This is a genomic window from Streptomyces johnsoniae (assembly GCF_031845565.1).
GTDB classification, from domain to species: domain Bacteria; phylum Actinomycetota; class Actinomycetes; order Streptomycetales; family Streptomycetaceae; genus Streptomyces; species Streptomyces johnsoniae.
Window position 1 is genome coordinate 328645 of the sequence record NZ_JAVREV010000002.1, and the last position, 20598, is coordinate 349242.

18 protein-coding genes and 2 pseudogenes are annotated in these 20598 nt (G+C 72.9%); 8 read left to right on the forward strand and 12 right to left on the reverse strand.

The annotated features are described in order from the left end of the window. Positions 1–9: 9 nt before the first annotated feature. Complete coding sequence (locus RM779_RS04575) at positions 10–1428, reverse strand: transcriptional regulator (protein ID WP_311616039.1); 1419 nt, start codon at positions 1426–1428, stop codon at positions 10–12. A gap of 179 nt (positions 1429–1607) precedes the next feature. On the opposite strand from RM779_RS04575, the gene RM779_RS04580 reads away from it, so the two are divergent. From RM779_RS04580 to RM779_RS04590, 3 genes are all read left to right on the forward strand, one after another. After that, positions 1608–2270, forward strand: a complete 663-nt coding sequence (locus RM779_RS04580) for a bifunctional DNA primase/polymerase (protein ID WP_311616041.1) — start codon at positions 1608–1610, stop codon at positions 2268–2270. 78 nt (positions 2271–2348) lie between these two features. After that, the gene (locus tag RM779_RS04585) at positions 2349–3176 is read left to right on the forward strand and encodes an ABC transporter ATP-binding protein (protein ID WP_311616043.1); all 828 of its coding nucleotides are present in this window, start codon (positions 2349–2351) and stop codon (positions 3174–3176) included. A gap of 8 nt (positions 3177–3184) precedes the next feature. Next, positions 3185–4804, forward strand: coding sequence for a transporter (locus RM779_RS04590; protein ID WP_311616045.1), 1620 nt, complete (start codon positions 3185–3187; stop codon positions 4802–4804). A gap of 68 nt (positions 4805–4872) precedes the next feature. Here RM779_RS04590 and RM779_RS04595 read toward each other — a convergent pair whose 3' ends face one another. The 3 genes from RM779_RS04595 to RM779_RS04605 all read right to left on the reverse strand — a co-directional run bounded on the left by RM779_RS04595 (position 4873) and on the right by RM779_RS04605 (position 7695). Next, positions 4873–5757 (reverse strand): hypothetical protein, encoded by an 885-nt coding sequence (locus RM779_RS04595; RefSeq protein ID WP_311616047.1) that lies wholly within the window; start codon positions 5755–5757, stop codon positions 4873–4875. 120 nt (positions 5758–5877) lie between these two features. Then, positions 5878–6819 carry an alpha/beta fold hydrolase gene (locus RM779_RS04600; protein WP_311616049.1) on the reverse strand — a complete coding sequence of 314 codons (942 nt, stop codon included), beginning with the start codon at positions 6817–6819 and terminating at the stop codon, positions 5878–5880. A 183-nt stretch (positions 6820–7002) separates the two neighbouring features. Then, the gene (locus RM779_RS04605; RefSeq protein WP_311616051.1) at positions 7003–7695 is read right to left on the reverse strand and encodes an iron dependent repressor, metal binding and dimerization domain protein; all 693 of its coding nucleotides are present in this window, start codon (positions 7693–7695) and stop codon (positions 7003–7005) included. Positions 7696–7876: 181 nt separating this feature from the next. Between RM779_RS04605 and RM779_RS04610 the strand changes: the two genes are divergently transcribed. Further along, on the forward strand, positions 7877–8632 hold the full coding sequence (locus RM779_RS04610; RefSeq protein WP_311616053.1) for an SIS domain-containing protein: 756 nt from the start codon (positions 7877–7879) through the stop codon (positions 8630–8632). 23 nt (positions 8633–8655) lie between these two features. On the opposite strand, the gene RM779_RS04615 is transcribed toward RM779_RS04610, so the two are convergent. After that, positions 8656–10044 carry a PAS domain-containing protein gene (locus tag RM779_RS04615; protein WP_311616055.1) on the reverse strand — a complete coding sequence of 463 codons (1389 nt, stop codon included), beginning with the start codon at positions 10042–10044 and terminating at the stop codon, positions 8656–8658. A gap of 445 nt (positions 10045–10489) precedes the next feature. Then, the gene (gene pdxH, locus RM779_RS04620) at positions 10490–11113 is read right to left on the reverse strand and encodes a pyridoxamine 5'-phosphate oxidase (RefSeq protein WP_311616514.1); all 624 of its coding nucleotides are present in this window, start codon (positions 11111–11113) and stop codon (positions 10490–10492) included. Between the two features lie 265 nt (positions 11114–11378). Here pdxH and RM779_RS04625 point away from each other — a divergent pair, with 265 nt between their 5' ends. After that, complete coding sequence (locus RM779_RS04625; protein ID WP_311616057.1) at positions 11379–12470, forward strand: citrate synthase 2; 1092 nt, start codon at positions 11379–11381, stop codon at positions 12468–12470. 14 nt (positions 12471–12484) lie between these two features. Here the strand turns inward: RM779_RS04625 and RM779_RS04630 are convergent, their stop codons facing one another. The 4 genes from RM779_RS04630 to RM779_RS04645 form a co-directional block, all read right to left on the reverse strand. After that, positions 12485–13234 (reverse strand): SAM-dependent methyltransferase, encoded by a 750-nt coding sequence (locus RM779_RS04630; protein ID WP_311616059.1) that lies wholly within the window; start codon positions 13232–13234, stop codon positions 12485–12487. A gap of 138 nt (positions 13235–13372) precedes the next feature. Beyond that, positions 13373–14902, reverse strand: a complete 1530-nt coding sequence (locus tag RM779_RS04635) for a sodium:solute symporter family protein (protein WP_311616061.1) — start codon at positions 14900–14902, stop codon at positions 13373–13375. Between the two features lie 40 nt (positions 14903–14942). Beyond that, positions 14943–16202 carry a glucarate dehydratase family protein gene (locus RM779_RS04640; RefSeq protein ID WP_311616062.1) on the reverse strand — a complete coding sequence of 420 codons (1260 nt, stop codon included), beginning with the start codon at positions 16200–16202 and terminating at the stop codon, positions 14943–14945. Between the two features lie 106 nt (positions 16203–16308). Continuing rightward, positions 16309–16536, reverse strand: a complete 228-nt coding sequence (locus RM779_RS04645; protein ID WP_311616064.1) for a 3-hydroxyacyl-CoA dehydrogenase family protein — start codon at positions 16534–16536, stop codon at positions 16309–16311. A gap of 140 nt (positions 16537–16676) precedes the next feature. On the opposite strand from RM779_RS04645, the pseudogene RM779_RS33635 reads away from it, so the two are divergent. Beyond that, positions 16677–17126, forward strand: a pseudogene (locus RM779_RS33635) (DUF4158 domain-containing protein); the annotation flags it as partial. Between the two features lie 294 nt (positions 17127–17420). Here the strand turns inward: RM779_RS33635 and RM779_RS33640 are convergent. Both RM779_RS33640 and RM779_RS04655 read right to left on the reverse strand, forming a co-directional pair. Continuing rightward, positions 17421–17573 (reverse strand): annotated as a pseudogene (locus RM779_RS33640) (hypothetical protein); the annotation flags it as partial. A 215-nt stretch (positions 17574–17788) separates the two neighbouring features. After that, on the reverse strand, positions 17789–18580 hold the full coding sequence (locus RM779_RS04655) for an MBL fold metallo-hydrolase (protein WP_311616068.1): 792 nt from the start codon (positions 18578–18580) through the stop codon (positions 17789–17791). Between the two features lie 96 nt (positions 18581–18676). Between RM779_RS04655 and RM779_RS04660 the strand changes: the two genes are divergently transcribed. Further along, a complete protein-coding gene (locus RM779_RS04660; protein WP_311616070.1) occupies positions 18677–19285 on the forward strand; it encodes an ABATE domain-containing protein in 609 nt (202 codons plus the stop codon). 272 nt (positions 19286–19557) lie between these two features. Next, positions 19558–20565: a recombinase family protein gene (locus RM779_RS04665; protein ID WP_311616071.1), complete on the forward strand. Its 1008-nt coding sequence runs from the start codon at positions 19558–19560 to the stop codon at positions 20563–20565. Positions 20566–20598: the final 33 nt, after the last annotated feature.

Genomic DNA, 20598 nt, shown 5'->3' on the forward strand with positions numbered 1-20598 from the left:
TCCGGCAGGTCAGCGGGGACTCACACCTTCACGCCGCGGTCTGCGGGCGGTGAACTCGCGCACCGGCGGATCGTTGCGGTGCGGTTCGAGGCGGGCCGTGAACTCCTCCAGGTACTCCGTGCCGCGGCCGGAGCGCAGGCCGTCCAGCATGGTGCCCGCCTCCGCGGCGGTGTGGCAGGCCAGTTCCAGCTCACCCTCCTGCAACTGGCCCGTGGCCAGCACCACAAGCCCTATGGCCCGCCGCCGCGTCCGCGTCCCGGGGTGGCCGGCGAGCGCCTCGGCCGCCCGTTTCTGCGCCTCGCGGCCCTGGCCGAGGTCGCGGTGGCAGTGGGCGAGTTCGTCGGCGAGGTAGGCGGCGTCGAAGTGCGCGATCCACACCGGGTCGTCGCCCGTCTCCCCGCCGGAACGCTCCAGCGCCGCCGCCGCGTCGGCCGCCGCCCGGTGGCAGGCCGCGCGGTCGCCGAGCTGCGCGTATCCGCGGGCCTCCGCGGCCAGGAACAGCGCTTCCGCGCGCGGCGTCGCGCGCCCCTTGGCGCCCTCCTGGGCCGCGCGGGCCAGCTGGATCACCTCGCGCGGGTTGCCGAGTGCGGCCGCGAGATGGCTCATTCCCGCCGCCAGCACGTAACCGCCGAAGCCCCGGTCCCCCGCGGCCTGGGCGAGGCGCAGGGCCTGGATGTAGTAGCGCTGGGCGAGCCCGGGCAGGCCGGTGTCCACGGCCATGTACCCGGCCAGCTCCGTCAGCCGCGCCGCCGCGCCGAACAGCTCCCGGCCGACCGTCTCCCGGTAGGCGCCGGAGAGCAGCCCCGACACCACGCTGTTGAGGTAGTGCACGACGACCGGGCGCACGTGCCCGGCGCCCCAGCGCCGGTCGAGACTCACCAGCGCGGCGGTGGTGGCGAGCACGGCCTCGACGTCGGCGGTGCCCACGCGCGTGCCCGCGGTGCGGGCGACCTCGGCGTCGGCCGGGGTGATCAGCCAGTCCCGGCTGGGCTCCACCAGCGCGGCGGGCGCGACGTGCGAGCCGCCGGTGGCGTACGGGTTCTGCCCCTCGCCGTTCTCCCGTCTGGTCACGTCCGAGTGCCACAGCTCACCGGCCTGTTCGACGCACTCGGCGAGCCCGGCCGCGAAGTGCAGGCCGACGGACGAGGTCAGCTGGCGGGCGGTGCCCATGCCGATCTCGTCGACGGTCACCGGCCGGCCGAGCTTGCGCCCCAGCGCCTCGGCAATGACGTCAGGCGCGCGGCCGCGCGGCTGCTGGCCGCGAATCCAGCGCGCCACGGACGTCTTGTCGTAGCGGAAGTCGAGACCGCGCTCGGCCGCGCACATGTTGACGCGGCGCGCCAGCCCGGCGTTCGAGCAGGCCGCTTCCCTGATGAGGGCGAGCAGCCGTTCGTTGGGCTGGCGGGCGATCAGTGGTCTGGCAGTCATCAGCGGCTCCCTTTGCTGACGGGCCCCTGGGGAATCCCGGCTGATCACTGCCCGGCCGCCGCCCGGTCCATCCCGTATGCCCCCATGGATGCACCGATGCGCCCCGCGTGCGGGCGTCCCCCGGGAGACCCGTTCCCGCGCGGCCGTAACCCGTGCGGAGTAGTCGAGTTGTCATCGGCGTGGAAGAGACCAGCGCACGCACCGCAGGAGACACAGCACCGCCCCTCGCACGGCAATTCGGCGGAAACCTCCTCGAACATGCCCTTCAGTACGTCAAGGAACGGCACTGGGAGGTGCTGCCGGGGGCATGGCTGGAGTCGGATTCCGGCGCGACGCGCTGTTCGTGCGCCGTTCCGGCCTGCGGTGCGCCCGGCGCGCACCCCCTGCGCCGGGACTGGACGACGCACGCGACAGGCAGCACCGCGGAGGTGCGCCGGCTGTGGTCGCGGGAGCCGCGGGCGGCGATCCTGCTGCCGACCGGGCGCACGTTCGACGTCTTCGACGTGCCCGAGACGGCGGGCTGTCTGGCACTGGCCCGGATGGAACGGAGCGGGGTGGCGCCGGGGCCCGTGGCGGCGACGCCCGCGGGCCGCATGCAGTTCTTCGTGCTGCCGGGCGGTGCGGCGAAGGCCCCAGGACTGCTGCGGCAGCTGGGCTGGTCCCCGGCGGCGCTCAGCCTCTCGGTGCGCGGCGAGGGCGACTTCGTGGCCGCCCCGCCGACCCGCATGGGCCGCCGCGGTGCCGCGCAGTGGGTGCACCGGCCGACCTCGGTGAACCGCTGGCTCCCGGACGCGGCGGAGGTGATCGCCCCCCTCGCCTACGCCTGCGGCCAGGAGCCCTGACCGCATGAGTCCACCGCATCGACCCACCGCATAAATCCTGGGAAAGTCGGCGGAAGCGCCCCGTCTAGGGTGTGAGACATGACAGGCCAACCTGAGCAGGACACGACACCAGGGCCAGCCGCAACGGACACGGCGGCCCGGACGGCCGTGTCCGTGCGGGGGCTGTGGAAGCGATTCGGGGAGCAGGTCGCCGTCTCCGGCATCGACCTGGACCTGCCGGCGGGCCGGTTCGTCGGCCTCGTCGGACCGAACGGCGCGGGCAAGACCACCACGCTTTCGATGATCACGGGGCTGCTGAGACCGGACTCCGGCGTCGTGGAGGTCGCCGGCACGGACGTGTGGCGGGACCCGGTGGCGGTCAAGGCGCGGATCGGGGTACTGCCGGAGGGGCTGCGCCTGTTCGAACGGCTCTCGGGCCGGGAGTTGCTGACCTACCTCGGCCGGCTGCGCGGGCTGCCGGCCGACGAGGTGGACCGGCGCACGAACCAGCTGCTCGACGTTCTCGACCTCTCGGGCGCGCAGCACAAGCTGGTGGTCGACTACTCGACGGGCATGCGGAAGAAGACCGGGCTGGCCGCGGCGCTGCTGCACAATCCCGAAGTGCTGTTCCTCGACGAGCCGTTCGAGGGGGTGGACCCGGTGTCGGCGCAGATCATCCGCGGCGTGCTCGAACGTTATACGGCCTCGGGCGCGACCGTCGTGTTCTCCAGCCACGTGATGGAGCTGGTGGAGTCGCTGTGCGACTGGGTCGCGGTGATGGCCGCGGGCCGGATCAGGGCGCACGGCCCGCTGGACGAGGTGCGCGGGGACGCGGAGTCCCTGCAGAGCGCCTTCCTCGGCCTGGTGGGGGCGCAGGGCAATCCGGCCGGGGACCGGCTGGACTGGCTGGGCGGCGGCGGCAGATGAGCGGCGGCATGGGGACCGCGGAACTCTCGGCCTCCTCCGTCGCCGGAACGTTCCTGCGGCTGAAGCTGTCGCTGCTGCGGAACGGGGTGCGGCAGTCCAAGGGGCGCTCGGCGGCGTTCGTCGGCTCGCTGGTGGTCGCGGGCCTCTTCGGCGTCCTCGGGCTGCTGATCATGGTGGCGCTGCGCGGGCACGAGGACGGGCCCGCCGCGGGCGTCGCGCTGGTCGCGGCCACGGCGCTCGGCTGGGCGTTCATGCCACTGTTCGTGGGTGCCGCGGACGAGACGCTCGACCCGGGGCGGCTGGTGATGCTGCCGCTGCGGCCCAGGCCGCTGCTGACCGCGCAGCTCGTCGCCTCGCTGGTGGGCGCGGGACCGCTGTTCACCCTGCTGCTCGTGGCCGGCGCGGTGGTGCCGGGGGCGCGCGGCGGGGCGGCCACGGTGGTCGCCGTGTGCGCCGTCGCGCTGGTGCTGCTGACGTGCACGACGCTCTCGCGCACACTCGCCACGGCGAACGCGGGCCTGCTGAGCAGCCGCAAGGGACGTGATCTGGCCGTGCTCAGCGGCCTCGTGGTGGCGTTCGGCATCCAGGGGGTGAACCTCGGCTTCTCGGCCCTGGCCGACGAGGACGGCGACGGGCTCGGCCCCGTCGCCGCGGTGGCCGAGGTGGCGCGGTGGGTGCCACCCGCCTCGGCGGTGGACGCGGTGCGGGCGGCGGGCGAGGGCTCGTGGGGCTTCGTGGCCTACGGTCTCGGCGGCACGCTGCTCGCCTGCGGGCTGCTGCTCCTGTGGTGGAGCCGCACGCTGACCCGGCTGATGACCGCGCCGGACGCCTCCACGCTCCAGACCCCGCCGGAGAGCGCCGGCGCGCGCGGCGCCGCGGGGCGCGGCCTCGCCGCGTGGCTGCCCGAGGGGCGCACGGGAACGGTGATGCGGCGCGCGCTGACGTACGCGTGGCGCGATCCGAAGACGAAGATGGGCTGGGCGATGTCGCTCGGCATGGGCCTGCTGCTCCCGCTGGTCTTCGCGGTCCAGGGCAACGGCAGCGTGTACAACGCCTGTTGGGTCGCCGCGCTGCTCGGGTTGCAGATGTACAACCAGTTCGGCCAGGACTACAGCGGCTTCTGGCTGGTCGCGCAGTCCATCGGCACGGACCGGGACGCGTATCTGGAACTGCGGGGGCGGGCGCTGGCGATCGGGCTGATCGGGTTGCCGTTCACCTGCGTGGTCGTGGTGGGCTCCGCGGCCGCGTTCGGGGCGTGGGGGTCGCTGCCCGACGGGCTCGGCCTGGCGCTCGCGCTGCTGGGCGCGCTGGTCGCGGCGGGCGCGGTGACCAGCGCCCGGTTCCCCTACTCGATCCCGCAGGACAACGCGATGAAGAACGTGGCGCCGGGGCAGGGCGCGCTGGCGTGGTTCAGCATCATCGGCGGCATGCTGGCCGGCGGCGTGCTGTGCGCGCCGGTGATCGCGCTCACCGTGTGGGCCCACGCGCAGGACGCGGCCTGGACCTGGGCGCTGCTGCCCGCCGGTGCCGGGTACGGGCTGCTGCTGGCGTGGGCGGGGCTGCGGATCGCGGCGCCGATGACGGCGGCGCGGCTGCCGGAGATCCTGGCCGCGGTCAGCAGGTCCTGACCCGGGCCCTGACCCGAGTCCTGACATGCGTGCGGCCCGGCCCGCGGAGCCGGGCCGCACGCGACGGCTCACGCCGCGATGTCGCCCTGGCGGAAGTCGGCGATCTCCAGGATCTGGTCGGCCGGCGGCTCCTCGAAGGCGACCGGCTCGTTGAAGTCGCTGAACTCGATCTCCATGGGGGTGCCGTCCGCCTGGGTGCGCATCAGCAGCGGGTACGGCTCGCCCTCGGCGGCGACGAAAATGGTGGTGACCTCGCCGCCGCTCTCCTCGTGAATCGGGATGACGGGAACACCGTTGTGCTCCGTCTGCGGGTCGGCCGTGACATTGTCCCCGGCGCTGCCGGTCGGGCCCAGCTCGCCGAAGAACTCGTCGAGCGCGCAGGTGCCGGCCATCTGCGACAGCTCCGGGTCGCTGGTGGTGCCGTGCAGGTAGCTGCCGTCCACCAGGCTGATGAGCGCCGGGTCGGAGGCGCCCATGCCGTTCTCCCAGAACTGGCTGTCGGGCTTCATCCACACTTCCTCGCCGCTCATCAGCAGCTCCACGGAACCGGCGCCGGGCGCGGTGACGGAGCCCTGACAGGTGCCGTCCGTGTCGAGGTGGAGGTCCATACCGAAGCCGATGGCCGAGGTGTCCCCGACCGTGGCCATGCGGAGCGAGTCGACCGAGATCAGGGCGTCCGCGGCGGCCTGCGCTATCTCGTCGGGCGGCAGGTCCGCGGTGGCCGAGCCGCCGCCGCTGTCGCCGCCCCCGCCGGAGTCACCGCCGGTCTCGCCGCCCTCGTCCCCGCCGCCCTCGTCCCCGCCGCCCTCGTCCCCGCCGCCGCCGGTCTCGCCGCCCGCGGAACCGCCGCCCTCGAACGGTGACTCGCCGTCACCGCCACCACATGCTGCGGTGAGCACCACCAGACTCGCGATGACCGCGGCAGTCCCGGCTCGACGCGTCGCTTTCGACATGATCAACTCCCCCTTGGGCCCCCACGATGGACCGTAATCATCGCACAGCCGCACGGCTGAACGACCGCCGAATGTTCCGGGTTTGCACCAGTCCTGTCACGTCACGGTCATGACGGGCCGTCACGATCGCCCGCCGGCCGGGGCCACCCCCAGGGCCTCCCCGACGAACGGTCCGACGATCTCCCGCCACTCCGCGGGCCGCTCCATATGCACGAGGTGGCCCGCGTCCGGTATGTCGGCGTACCGGCCGCGCGGCAGCACCCGGACCATCTCCTGCGCCTCGGCCCGGCCCAGCTCTCCCTCAAGACCGCGCACGACGAGGGCCGGGCAGCGCACCTGGGCCAGCTCCTCCCAGTGCGCGTCGCGGACCCAGCTCTCGCGGGCGGCGAGCATCTGGCGCCGGGAGAAGCCGGGCCGCCAGCCGTCGACGCGCTCAACCATCACCTCGGCGAAGAAGTCGCCGCGGGCGGGCCGCGGCCGGTCGAGGGCCGGGTCCTCGGCACCGAACCAGCGCCGCACGTCCGCGAGCGTCGCGAACGGCAGGGGCCAGGAGGTCAGCCAGTCCCGCCACTCGCGCCGCGCCCTGACGCCGAGCGCCGCCGCCCGCATGTCGCAGATCACCACGGCGCGCACCAGGTCGGGCCGCCGGGCGGCCAGCTGCCAGGCGGTCAGCGCGCCCATGGCGTGGCCGATCAGCACCGCGGGCCCGAGGCCGAGTTGCTCCACCGCGGCCTCCGCGTCGGACACGAAGGCGTCGCGGTCGAACGGGCCCGCGGCCGGCTTGGCGCTGCGGCCGTGGCCGCGCTGGTCCAGGGCCACCGCGCGGACGCGGCCGGAGAGCCAGCGGGCGGTGTCGGCCCAGTGGGCGGCCCGGCCGAGCAGCCCGTGCAGCAGCAGCACCCCGGGACGCCCGGCCGCGGACCCCGCGGGCGGACCGGACCCCGCAGACGGACCGGGCGGATCGGGCGGGGCGGGCGGGGCGGGCGGACCGGGCGGGTCGGCGAACTCCCATGCCGCGAGCCGGACCCCGCCCTGCCCGCTCACGTCGAAGCGCCGCACCATGTGCACCCACCCCTCTCTCCGGCCCCGGCTCGCCCCGTACCTCCAGAGGCCACGATATCGAATAAATATTCGAACACCGGGCAGTTGCCGCCCAAGATTCCCCTTTCGGATGACGAAGTTTCAGGGTTGACGGCCGCCGGACTCGGGGATTCGGGCCGACCCGCGGAGCGGGCCGGCCCGGTCTCACCCCTTGTTGACGAAGACGTGCATCGCGACGTCGTGCGCCAGCTCGGCCGACTCGCCGCCGCTGCCGACCTGCACCGCGCCGGCCTGGCCGGCGGTGACGCTGACCGACGCCCCCGGCTGCACCCCCGCCCTGCGCAGCGTCTGCATGACGGCGGCGTCCATCTGGATCGGCTCGCCGATGCGCCGCACCACGACGGTCTTCCCGCCGTCGGCGTCCAGATCGGCGAGCGCCACCATGCCCTCGCCGAGAAACGGGCCGACCTCCCCCGTCTCCCCCAGCTCGGCCAGGCCGGGAATCGGATTCCCATAGGGCGACTCGGTCGGGTGGTTGAGCAGCTCCAGCACGCGGCGCTCGACCGCGTCGCTCATCACGTGCTCCCAGCGGCACGCCTCCGCGTGCACCTGCTCCCACTCCAGGCCGATCACGTCGACCAGCAGACACTCGGCCAGCCGGTGCTTACGCATCACGCGCTGCGCCAGGCGCCGCCCCTCGTCCGTCAGTTCCAGGTGCCGGTCCCCCGCGATGGTCAGCAGGCCGTCGCGCTCCATGCGCGCCACGGTCTGGCTGACCGTGGGCCCGCTCTGTTCGAGCCGCTCGGCGATACGGGCCCGCATCGGGATCACGCCCTCCTCCTCCAGCTCCAGAATGGTGCGGAGGTACATCTCGGTCGTGTCGATGAGTCCGGACATAAGTGCCCCTCGAAGTCTCGTGCGGTGGCCCTGCTCCAATTCTGACGTACGGCGATGACAACCGATCCCGCCGCGAGTAACCGGGCGCATGCGTATTGACACCCCACTGGTCCAGACCATTACGGTGGCCCCAGCGGAACCGCCTCCGCACCGCCACGGCCAGCAAGGGGACGCACCACACATGAGCGATATCACGCTCGCCGACGAGTTCTTCGACGCCACGATCGGCCTGCTGCACCGCGTCCGCGAGCGGGAGGCCCCGCACATCGCCGAGGGAGCCGCGCTGGTCGCCGGCACCGTCGCCGCGGGCGGCAAGCTGTTCGCCCACGGCGCCGGGCACTCCGCGCTCCCGGCGCAGGACCTCGTCTACCGGGCGGGCGGCCTCGCCCTGGTCAACCTGCTGTCGGTGCCCGGCACCACCGGCGTCGACGTGATGCCCGCCACCCTGGGCAGCGCGCTCGAACGGGTCGGCGGCCTCGGCCCCGCTGTCCTCGACAACAGCTCCGCCGCCGCCGGCGACCTGCTCATCATCGTCTCCCTGTCCGGGCGGAACGTGCTGCCCGTCGAGATGGCCGCGCACGCCAGGTCCCGCGGGCTCACGGTGATCGGCGTGACCTCCGTCGCCTACACCGCGGAGACCACCTCCCGCCACCCCTCGGGCGCGTTCCTGAAGGACCACTGCGACCTGGTTCTCGACAGCGGTATCCCGGTCGGCGACACGACCCTGACCGCGGACGGCATCGGCGCCCCGTTCGCCCCCGCCTCCACCGTCGTGACCTGCGCGCTGCTCCAGGCCCTCGTCGCCGAGGCCGTCGGACGCCTGGCGGCCGACGGCACCGAGCCGCCGCTGCTGCGCTCCGGGAACGTCGACGGCGGCATCGAGTGGAACGAACAGGTGTACGCCGAACGCGCCGACCAGATCCTCTGGCGCCGCTGAGCCGACCGGGCGGCCGGCCCGGCTCAGCATGCGCCGGCCGCACCGCCCAGGTCGACCGCCGCGGCCAGCCGCAGCGCCACGTCCTCGCCGTACGCGGCGTCCGCCCGGTCGAACGGGCGCCGGCCGTGGCCCCGCAGGAACGTCAGCACGCCCAGGCTCCTGGCGCGGCTGCGCAGCACCACGCACAGCGCGTGCTCCGCCTCCGGCGGCCACCGGTGCTCCGCGGCCCAGTCCGAACGGCCCGTTCCGCCCGTCGTCCGCACCGGCACCCCGCGTTCGAACGCCTGGAGCGCCGGGTGGCCGGGGCGGTAGCGGACCGCCACGCCCGCCGTGCCCACCGGCGGGGCGAACGCGGCCGGGCTCTCCGCCGTCCGCACGAGACCCGGCGCCCGGGCGGCGGCCGGGCCGGGCACGGCCACGTCGAGCAGCGCGTGCTCGGCGAACCCGGCCAGCGCGTAGTGCAGGTGCAGCATGGCCGCCTCGCGCGGGTCCTCGCACTCCGCCGCCGCCCGCGAGGCACGGCTCAGCTGGCCGTCGCGGAACGCGCGCCGCGCCGCGCCCTGCCCCGCGCGCCTGGAGTGGGTGACGTCCTGGAAGATCCAGGCGACGCCCAGCGGCGGCGCCTGCGGCGCCAGCGGGGAGCCGAGCCGCAGGAACCCGCCGAGCAGGCAGCGCCGGTCCCCGGCCGCGGCGGGCACCGGCGGGATGCCGAACTGGTCCTCGCGGCAGGGGTCTTCGGCCTGCGTGAGCCACAGCTCCACCGGCCCGTCCGGCGCCTGCCCGGCCAGGGTGTGCTCCAGGGCGCTCTCCAGCTCCTCCATCCCGGCGCCGAAGAACTCGGCGAGCGGCTCGCCCAGCATGTCCACGGGCGTGATGTCCAGCGCCTGCGCGACGCGGCCGTTCGCGGCGACGGTGCGCAGGTCGGGGTCGACGACCAGCACCGCCCACGGGGAGTCGGCGAGCAGCGCCTCGCTCAGCGACAGGTTCCGTTCGAGGTCGAGCTGGGCGTGCACCTCGCTGAACGCGCAGTACGCCCCCGTGCTGCGCCCGTCCGGCGCCCGCACCGCGCTGACCTGCGCGCGGACCAGCAGCCGCCCGCCGTCGCGCCGCAGCAGGGGGAACTCCTGTACCTGGCGGCCCGACGGGTTCGCGGTGCGCCGCAGGACGCCGAGCAGGCGGTCGTTCACGTCGGTCGCGTCGGCGTCCCGCACCGCCCAGCCGCCGAGCCCCTTGCGTCCCACCGCCTGCTCGGCGGTCCAGCCGAGCAGGCGCTCGGCCTGCCGGTTCCAGTGGGTGATGCGCCCGCCGCTGTCCACGGCGAACAGGGCCGCGTCCATGCCGTCGAGCAGGGCCGACAGCAGGCGGTCATCGGAAACGCGGTGCGCGGACTGAGTCTCGGAAGGAGTGGTCACCTGATACCCCCAGCACAGGAGAATGAGCGCCGGTCGCGTGCGCCGGACCATTCAACTGCATCGTGACGTCCGTCACATAGGGTTTCAGCGAATCTCGTTGCCGCACCGAAATTCGGTTGTGGTGCTTCCGGGGGGCCGCCTACCGTGTGGGGTACACGAGAAGGGAGGTGGTTCGGCAGATGTATGACAACCGGACGCGTGAGGTGACTGCGGCCTAACGGCCGTCGTACCACGACACGTGGCGCGCCGGCTCCGCCGGCCAATCCCAAGCAGTCACCCGATCCGCGGGCCGCCGGTATCGTCCGGCCGGCTCCCCGGCGGGCGCATCGAGCGCCTACCGGGGGCTACGGCCCGCGGGTCGTTTTTTTGTGCCCGCCCGCCCCGCGGGCTCAAGGACGCGGGCTCAAGGACGCGGGCTCAAGGACGCGGGCTCAAGGACGCGGGCTCAAGGACACAGCCGCTCGACGGTCCAGCCCTCGCCCGCGCGCACGTAGGCCAGCCGGTCGTGCAGCCGGTTCTCCCGGCCCTGCCAGAACTCGACGGACCGCGGCACGATCCGGTAGCCGCCCCACTGCGGCGGCGCGGGCACGTCCGCCCCCTCCGGGTAACGCTCGGCGAGCTGCGCGTACAGCTGGTCGAGCTTGGCCCGCGAGGCGACCTTGGAGGACTGTTCGCTGGCCCACGCGCCGAGCTGCGAACCGTGCGGCCTGGTGCGGAAGTAGGCCGCGGTCTCGGCCCGGCCCGTGCGCTCCGCGGTGCCGAGGACGATGACCTGCCGGGCGATGCCGTGCCAGGGGAACAGCAGGGAGACGTGCGGGTTCCCGTCCAGGTCGCGGCCCTTGCGGGACCCGTAGTTGGTGAAGAAGACGAAGCCGCGCCGGTCGAACTGCTTCAGCAGCACCGTGCGGGTGCTGGGGCGGGCGGTGGCGTCCACGGTGGCGAGGATCATGGCGTTCGGCTCGTGCAGGCCGCTGCCCGCGGCCTGCGTGAACCACCGCTCGAACTGCTCGAACGGCTCGGCGGCCAGGTCCTTCTCGTCGAGACCGGCCGCGCGGTACCGGGCGCGCATGGCGGCGGGGTCCAGCTGGGCGCCCGGGGCACCGGCGGCGGTATCGGCGTTCTCGGCGGTATCGGCGTTCTCGGCGGTATCAGCGTTCTGGGTGTGCTCGGCGTTCTCGGTGTTCTCGGCGTGGGACACGCGCCATATCTTGCAACATACGGCCGACGGTGGCGCGCGCCGAGAGCTTTCGTCCCGTGCTCTCCGGCCCGCGGCCACCCGGCGTTAAGGTGACCGCCAGAATCGCAGCGCGCCGAGTGCCCGAAGGAGCAGTCATATGTCGGAGTTCGTGCCCGGGCTCGAAGGGGTCGTCGCGTTCGAGACGGAGATCGCGGAGCCGGACCGCGCGGGCGGCACGCTGCGCTACCGCGGCGTGGACATCGAGGATCTGGTGGGTCAGGTGCCGTTCGAGCAGGTGTGGGGCCTGCTGGTCGACGGCGCGTTCACGCCGGGGCTGCCGCCGGCCGAGCCGTTCCCCATCCCGGTCCGCTCGGGCGACGTGCGGGTGGACGTGCAGGCCGCGCTCGCGCTGCTCTCGCCGGTGTGGGGCCTGCGTCCGCTGCTGGACATCGACGCCGCCCAGGCCAGGGAGGATCTGGCGCGCGCCGCGGTGATGGCGCTCAGCTTCGTCGCCCAGTCGGCGCGCGGCGCCGGGCTGCCGATGGTGCCGCAGCGCGAGATCGACAAGGCGGACAGCATCACGGAACGCTTCCTGCGCCGCTGGCGCGGCGAGCCCGACCCGCAGCACGTGGCCGCGCTCGACGCGTACTGGATCTCCGCGGCCGAACACGGCATGAACGCGTCCACGTTCACCGCCCGCACCATCGCCTCCACCGGCGCGGACGTCGCCGCCGCGCTCTCCGGCGCGGTCGGCGCCATGTCCGGGCCGCTGCACGGCGGCGCGCCCTCGCGCGTGCTCGGCATGATCGAGGAGATCGAACGCAGCGGCGACGCCGCCGGCTACGTGCGGCGCGCGCTGGACGCGGGCGAGCGGCTGATGGGCTTCGGGCACCGGGTATACCGCGCGGAGGACCCGCGGGCGCGAGTGCTGCGCCGCACGGCGCGCGAGCTGGGCGCGCCCCGGTTCGAGGTGGCGGAGGCGCTGGAGCGGGCGGCGCTCGCGGAGCTGCGGGAACGCCGTCCGGACCGGGTGCTCGCCACCAACGTGGAGTTCTGGGCGGCGATCATGCTGGACTTCGCGGAGGTGCCCGCGCACATGTTCACGGCGATGTTCACGTGCGCGCGGACGGCGGGCTGGTCGGCGCACATTCTTGAGGAGAAGCGCACGGGCCGGCTGATCCGCCCCTCGGCCCGCTACGTCGGCCCGGCGGCCCGCGAACCGCGGTCGGTCGCCGGACACGGCGGCTGAGCGGGCCCGCCCGGTCAGGGGCGCAGCACGAAGACGCCCCAGCCCAGGTAGCGGCGCTGGTAGGCGAGGTGGGCGCGGCGTGAGGAGGTCAGCAGCGAGCGGATCTCGGCCGCGTCCTCGGCGTCCGGGTGGTCGCGGAGCCAGTCGCTGGTGGTGTGCCACTGGGCGGCGGCGTAACGGTCCCAGCTGTCGCCGTCGGCGAGCGTCATCTCGATCAGTTCGCAGCCGGCCTCCTGGAACCGGTCCAGCGTTCCGGCGAGCGTGGCGCAGTCCTCCGGACCGATGCCCAGGGCCTCGTGGGCCTCGGCGGGGACGGTGTCCTCGGCCCAGTAGATCTCCCCGACGAGCAGCAGCCCGTCGTCCGCGACGAGCGGCCGCATCAGGCCGAGGGTGCCGCCGAGCCCGCCGCCGATCCACGTGGCCCCGATGCAGGAGACGACGTCGAACGGCGTGCCGCCGGCCCGTTCCGCGGCCCAGGCGGCGGCGTCGGCCTGCTCGAACGTGACCTGACCGGCCACGTCAAGTTCCGCGGCGCGGGCGCGGGCCGCGGCCAGGAAGACCTCGCTGATGTCGACCCCGAGGCCCGCCACACCGTGCGCGCGGGCCCAGCGGGAGAGCATCTCGCCCTTGCCGCAGGCGAGATCGAGCACGCGCCGACCGGGCGCGAGCCCGCAGATCCCGCCCAGCAGGTCCAGCTTGGCCTCGGTCAGCGGGTTGAGGATGCGGTGCCTGGCCTCGGCAATCTCGTGGTATCGCAGCGTCATGGGAACGGAGTCTGTGCCGTCCGCGGCGGAGCGGCAATCGCATTACTCCCGGCACACCCCGGCACACCCCCGGCACGGCGGACGGGCCCGCCGCCCGGGCAGGGGGCGGCGGGCCCGGCCATCCGTGGGGGGATCGGTTCAGGCGGTGGGAACCTCCCGTTCCCCGGCGGGCTGCCGCTCGGCGGCGGCGGAATCGGTGTCGTCCGGGTCGGTGCTGAGGGAGTCGATCAGCGCGTCCCGTTCGTCGGTGCCCTCGGGCTTGATCAGGCCGAGGCCGATGTAGAGGACGAGGGACGTCAGGAGCGGCAGGCCGACGATGGCCGCCTGGGTGGCGTCCTCGACGATGTAGCGCACGAAGTACCACACGAGCAGGCCGCCGGCCCAGGACGTGATGGCCGCGGTGGGCCCGTTACGGCGGAACCATGGCAGCAGGCCGAGCATCAGCGGGATCGAGATGGGCCCCATGGTGGCGGCCACGAGTTCCACGACGGTATCGAGGACGAATCCCTCGCCGCCGGTGGATATCGCGATCGTCATGCTGAGCGTGACGAAGAGGACGGTGGTGATCCGGGCGAACGTCAGCTGGGTGCGGTCGGAGAAGTCCCTGACCTTCGGGACGAGCACCGGGGCGATGTCGCGGGTGATGACCGCGGTGATGACGTTGGAGTCGGAGGCGACCATCGCCATCGTGTGCGAGAAGAACCCGGCGAGCATCAGGCCGATCATTCCCGCGGGCAGCAGCTCCTTGGACAGTTCGATGTACGACTCCTCGCCGTTGGACAGGCCGGGCACGATCAGCGGCGCGGCGATCATCGGCAGGAAGAGGATCAGCGGCCAGACCAGCCACAGGGCGCTGGAGAGGAGGGCGGAACGGCGGGCGGCGGAGCCGGAGGGCGAGGCCATGTAGCGCTGCGCCAGGTTCCACATGCCGCCGTTGTACTCGAAGGTCTTGACGAAGAGGAACGCGATGACGAGCCAGGTGGTGACGGAGCCGGCGATCGGGTCGCCGCGGCCGTCGGGCAGGTCGTTCCACATGGCGAACGGGAAGTCGGCGCCCAGCTCCGCCATGACGGCGATCAGCATGGCGACGCCGGCCACCGCCTGGATGACGAACTGGCCCATGTCGGTGAGGACATCGGCCCACAGGCCGCCGACCGTCATGTAGGCCATGGTGGCGACGCCGGTGAAGATGATGCCCCACTCGAGCGGGATGTCCGCGAAGCCCTGGAGCAGGACGGAGATCGCGACCCACTTGGCGGCGATGTCGACGACCTTGAGGGCCGCGCCGCTGTAGGCGAGAACCTGCTGGGTGGGCAGGTTGTAGCGGTGGGCGAGGTATTCGAGCGGTGACTTGACGTCGTGTTTGGCGCGCAGCCGGTTCCAGCGGGCGGCGAAGAGGAACGCGCCGATGCCGACGCCGAGTCCGATGGTCAGCGGCCACCAGAAGTAGATGGTGATCCCGTCGTTGTAGGCGACGGCGGCAAAGGCGACGAACATCACCGCGCTGTAGCCCGACATGTGGTGCGAGATGCCGGAGAGCCACCAGGGGATGCGCCCCCGGGCGGTGAAGAAGTCGGCCACACTGTGGATGCGGTTCTTCGACCACCAGCCGATGGCGACCACGACGAGGAAGTAGCCAGCGACCACGATCCAGTCCAACGCGGACATCGCGGCTCCTAAGGGAAGGGGACGGGGGTGCCTGGGCGGGTTACCAGTGCGCGCGTTTCGCTTGGAAGTCCGGGTCGAAGCTGCGCATGTAGGCGGTGTCGTCGCGCCGCCTGACGGTGCAGGTGCGGTACTGCTCGTGCATGACCGCGAGGGCGTCGCGGTCGAGTTCGACGCCGAGCCCCGGGCCTTCCGGCACGGGGACGGCGCCGCCGGTGAAGCGGAGCGCGCCGGGGGCCACGACGTCCTGCCCGTCCTGCCACGGGGTGTGGGTGTCGCAGGCGTGGTTCAGGTTGGGCGTGGCCGCGGCGAGGTGGGTCATGGCGGCGAGGCTGATGCCGAGGTGGCTGTTGGAGTGCATGGACAGTTCGAGGCCGAACGTGCCGCACAGCGCGGCCACTTGGGCGGAGCGCAGCAGCCCGCCCCAGTAGTGGTGGTCCAGGAGCAGCACGCCGATGGCGCGCTGCGCGATGGCCGGCGGCAGGTGGTCGTGGGTGACGACGCACATGTTGGTGGCCAGCCGCATCGGGACGCGGGCGGCGACCTCGGCCATGCCGCCGATGCCGGGTGCCGGGTCCTCCAGGTATTCGAGCACGTCGCCGAGCGCGTTGCCGATCCGGATGGAAGTGGCGGGCGTCCAGGCGGCGTTGGGGTCGATGCGCAGCGGCAGTCCGGGGAAGGCGTCGTGCAGCGCGCGCACGGCCTCGGCCTCCTCGTCGGGGGCGAAGACGCCGCCCTTGAGCTTGATGGAGGCGAAGCCGTACTCCTCGATGAACAGCCGGGCCTGGGCGACGATGCCGTCCGGGTCGAGCGCGGCGCCGAACCGGTCCTCCTTGGCGTCCGGATGGCCGGCCCACTTGTAGAAGAGGTAGGCGCTGTAGGGGACGGCGTCGCGGACGGGTCCGCCGAGCAGGTCGGCCACGCGCAGCCCGGCGGCCTTGCCGCGGATGTCGAGGCAGGCGACCTCGAACGGCGAGAACACGGCGTCGACGGTCTTCTGGTTGGAGCCGGCTCCGGTGAGGCCGTGCTGGTCGGTGACGACGTCGGCACCGACCGAGGCGGCGACCCTGGCGTAGAGCGCGTGGTGGGCGTGGACGCTCACCCCGGTCAGCTCGCGCGCGGCGGCGCGCACCCGGTCGAGGTGGGAGAGGTCGCCGTAGGTTTCCCCGAGGCCGGTGAGGCCCTCGTCGGTGACGACCTCGACGACGGTGCGGAGCGCCCACGGTTCGTGGACACCGGTGGCGTTCAGGAGCGGTGGGTCTCGGAAAGCGACGGGAGTGACGTGTACTTCGCGTATGCGCATGGCCCACCCGATTCATGTATCTGAACGGAAGACATTCTCATGAACGGACTTCGCCACCATAGGAGGGGGGCATGGCAGCGTCAAGAGTGTGAACGCGGGCCACATTTCAGATCTCTGAATGGCAGACCGACCGGCCGCCCGGGTCTCCGGGCGGCCGGTCGGGCGCGGCGCGTGCCGCGCCGTCAGCCGTAGGGGTAGAAGCCGCGGCCGTCTTGCGGCCCAGCAGATTGCCCTCGACCATCCGCAGCAGCAGCAGCGGCGGCGCGAGGTGCGGCTCGCGGAACTCGGCGTGCAGCGCCTCGGCCACCGACAGGACGACGTCGAGGCCGATCATGTCGGCGAGTTCGGCCCTGTTCTCGTATAGCTGCGGCGAACGGACATGTAGCGCTGTGTGATTGCCCTGGTGCTCGTTTCTCCTGGCCGGGCGCCTCGTTGAGCTGAACGAGTGATCTCGGTCGGGTGGAGGGGGGCGGGGTGCGGCAGGACTGGGAGCCGGAGGACCTGATTGAGGTCCGGACGCTGCCGGAAGACGACATGAAGCGGGTGCGGAACAAGTCCGGGGCGACTCGGCTCGGGTTCGCGCTGTTGCTGAAGTTTTTCGAGGTGGAGGCCCGGTTCCCGGAGTCGGCCAGGGAGGTGCCGGCCACCGAGGTGGAGTACGTGGCCCGGCAGGTGAAGGTTCCGGCCGGGGCGTGGGCGGAGTACGACTGGCAGAGCAAGGCGATCCAGCGGCATCGGGGCGAAATCCGGGCGGCGTACGGGCTCCGCGCGAACACCGAGGAGGACCAGGACCGGCTGGCCGCCTGGCTGGCCACCGAGCTGTGCCCGGTGGAATTGTCGCGGGACCGGCTGGCGGCCGCGGTCGTGGCTCGGTGCCGCAACGACCACGTCGAGCCGCCAGCGCCCGGGCAGGTGCGGCGGTTGGTCGGCAAGGCGATCAAGGACTTCGAGAAGCGGTTCTGCCGCGGCACGCTGGACCGGCTCGGCCACGCGAGCCGCTCGCGGCTGGAGGACCTGATCGCGGTCGACGGAACCGAGCAGGGCGCCGACGGCGATGGCGCGGCGGCCGAGGGCGGGCGGTCGCACTTCACCGAGCTGAAGACGGCGACCTGGCAGGGGCGGACAAGGAGTCCCAGGAGGTGTCCATGCTCGCCCTGCACCTGCTCCAGTCCTGCCGTAGTAGTCGCCGCCCTGGTCTCCTTCGACCACGACGTAGGCGCCGGCCTTGTCGGCTTCGGCGACGGTGTCGAGGACCGTCAGGCGGATGTCGGAGAAGGCGTCGACGTGCTTCTTCTCCGCGCCGATGAATCCTGCGGCGCCGGGGCGGGGGCTGTCGATCTGGGGGCAGAAGACGAAGTCCGGGTGGAACATGCCGGTGAGCGTGTCGTAGTCGCCCTACTGAAGGGCCTGGTAGAAGCGGTGCACGAGGCCGGCGTTGGTTGCGGTGGACACGTGATCGGGTCCTTCCCTGTCGTTGTGGCACGGCGCAGGGGACGCTGCGAGGGGTTGCTCCCAGGGGCGGGGCTCGGCGTGTGGGGAGCCCCGGCCCTGGCACGAGGTCTCGGTTCCTGAGTGGCGGTCCGGGCTCAGGCGCCCTGCGCCCAGTCCTGGTCCAGGCGGTCGGTCAGGCCCGCGGCGGCGAAGGCCGCCTCCAGCTCGTCGCGGCCCTCGGTGAAGTGGGCCCAGCTGTCGTGGTGGACCGGGACGACGCGGCGGGCGTCGAGAATCCGGGTGGCCTCGGCGGCCTGGGCGCTGTCCAGGACGACCGGTCGGCCGTCGAAGAGCATGGGGAAGCGGGGTGCTCCGGCGAACAGGAGGGTGGTGTCGATCGGGGCGAAGCGTTCGGCGATCTCCCTGACCGCGTCGAGCGAGGCGTTGTCGCCGCTGACGTAGACCGTCGGCAGGCCCTCGCCGGTCAGGACGAAGCCGACGACCTGGCCGACGAAGGGCTCGATCTCCTCACGCGCGCCGGGGCCGTGGATGGCCGGGACGCCGGTCACCGTGATGGTGCCGCCGCCCAGGCGCTCCAGCTCGGTCGACTCCCAGTCGGCCAGACCCTGGGCCTTCGCCCCGAGGCGCTTGCCGCCGCCGGGGGTGGTGAGGGTGAGGGGGACGTCGGCGAGCAGGGCGCGGCCGGAAATGTCGAGGTTGTCGGCGTGCTCGTCGTGGGAGAGCAGGACCACGTCGATGGGGCCGAGGTCGGCGGGTGTGGTGGTGGAGGGGGCGGTCTTGGTCAGGGTCGGGCCACCGGGCGCGGCGTAGTCGCCGGGGCCGTCGAAGGTCGGGTCGGTCAGGAAGCGCAGGCCGCCGTACTCGAACAGGGCGGTCGGGCCGCCGAACGTGCGGACCGGGAACTGGTTGGCATTGTGCTGGGACATGCCATCTCCTCTTTTCTCACGCAAACTGTGCATGTTTTCCGTGAGTCCAAGCGTAAGCAGACCTCACGGGAAAACACAAGCGTTACCATGAGAGGCATGGATGAGACCCTGGCCACCGACGTGGCACCGACCGCCCTGCCTCCGGTACCGGGTGCCGACCGGTACCGCTCCCTGGACTTCGCCGACACTGTCGCCACCCTGCCCGCCGGCCAGGGCTACGACCTGCTCACAGCCCCGGAATCCGCCATGCGCTGGCTCGCCGCCCACGACCTGACCACCCCGGACGTGCAGCTGTACGAGGTGTGCGCACAGCGGATGCGCACGCTGCGCGCCCATATCCGCGCCCTGTTCGCCGCCCGCGTCGACACCACCACGCCGCCCGAGGAATCCCTGCGCGCGGTGAACGAGGCCCTCACGACCGTGCCCACCGCCCCCCTCCTCGCCTGGGACGAGGCCCGGGGGCTGCGCCGCGTCCAGGCGCACCCCACCGACCAGGCCGTCAACCACGCACTGGCGGCCCTCGCCGCCGACGCCGCCGACCTGCTCACCGGTCCCGACGCCGGCATCCTCGCCGCCTGCGGATCAGCCCCCTGCGACCGGTTCCTCCTGCGCACCCACGGCCGGCGCCACTGGTGCTCCACACGCTGCGGCGACCGTGCCCGCGCCGCCCGCGCCTACGCCCGGCGCAGCGGCGCCTCGGACTGACCCACCACCCCAGGGCCCTCCTGCGGACCGCCCGGCGGCCACGCGAAACACCTTTAGCAGGCTGCTTCCGGCTGCCAACCGACAGCCGGGCACTCGATCGGTGAAGATCACCACTTTGCCCCGGGCCCTCTCGCGAACGTCCCTTTGCGCGAGCAAGATCAATCCGGGACTGGCGGGCCCCGCCAATCCCGGATTCGTTCTCAGAACCTGCTCTCACTCAAGAGCGAGAGTTGCCCTGTTCTGAGACTTGCATTGTGCGAGAATCCGGGCCCATGACGGACCCTCAGCACTCTTCCCCGGCCGACCGGTCGGACGCGGACGACGTCGAACAGCACGCCTGTCCGAAGTGTGACGCGCAGCCCGGCTCGCCGTGCCGATCACGCGGCGGCGCGGTCGCCTCCGCCTACCACACCCGTCGCTTCACCCTGGTGCCCCGCCTGAAGAAGGCGCTGCGCGTGCCGACCCCGGCCGACCGCGGCCCGGGCCGGCCGTGGCGGCCGGGCACCCCGCCGCCGGCGCCGATCGACCCGGATCTGCCGAGCGCGGACATCCGCATCGGATACGCCCGCTGCTCGGCGCTCGGGCAGGAACTCGACTCGCAGCTCGACGCCCTCAGCAAGCACGGCATCCCCAGGGACAAGATCTTCAGCGAGAAGATCAGCACCCGCGTACGGGTCCGCCCGAAGTTCGAGGAGGCGCTGCGGACCGCGCGGGAGGTCAAGGCGCACGCCCCGCACTGCCGGGTCATCTTCACCGTGTACGAGATGAAGCGCCTCGGCCGCGACGCCGCCGAACTCACCGCGTTGGCGGACCACCTCACCGCCCACGGCCTGGTCCTGGAGATGCTGGCCGGGCCCCTGCCCGGCATCTACGACCCCACCGGCCCGGGCAAGCTGCTGTTCGCGTTCTTCGCAGCGATGGCGGAGACCGAGCGGGAGAACATCCGCGAGTCGACGCTCGAAGGGCTCGACGCCGCGGCGCGCAAGGGCAAGCACGGCGGCCGGCCGCCGGTCATCACCGACGACATGCTCCACACCCTGCTCCGGCGCCGCGCCGGCGGCGAGTCCGTCGAGCAGATCCAGCCCGACCTGATCATCCCCACCGGCAAGCGCAAGGGACAGAACCCCTCCGTCGCCAGCATCTACCGGGCGCTCGCCGAACGCGCCAAACGCGAGGCGTACCCCGAAGCCGTCGAACAGGCCCACGCCGACTTCACCGCCTTGAACAACGGAGCGGTCCCCGAGCCTCGTGCTCAAGCAGAAGCCCTCAGATCACACTGAGCTACTTGTCCCCTCGCCGTAGCTATACGAGAA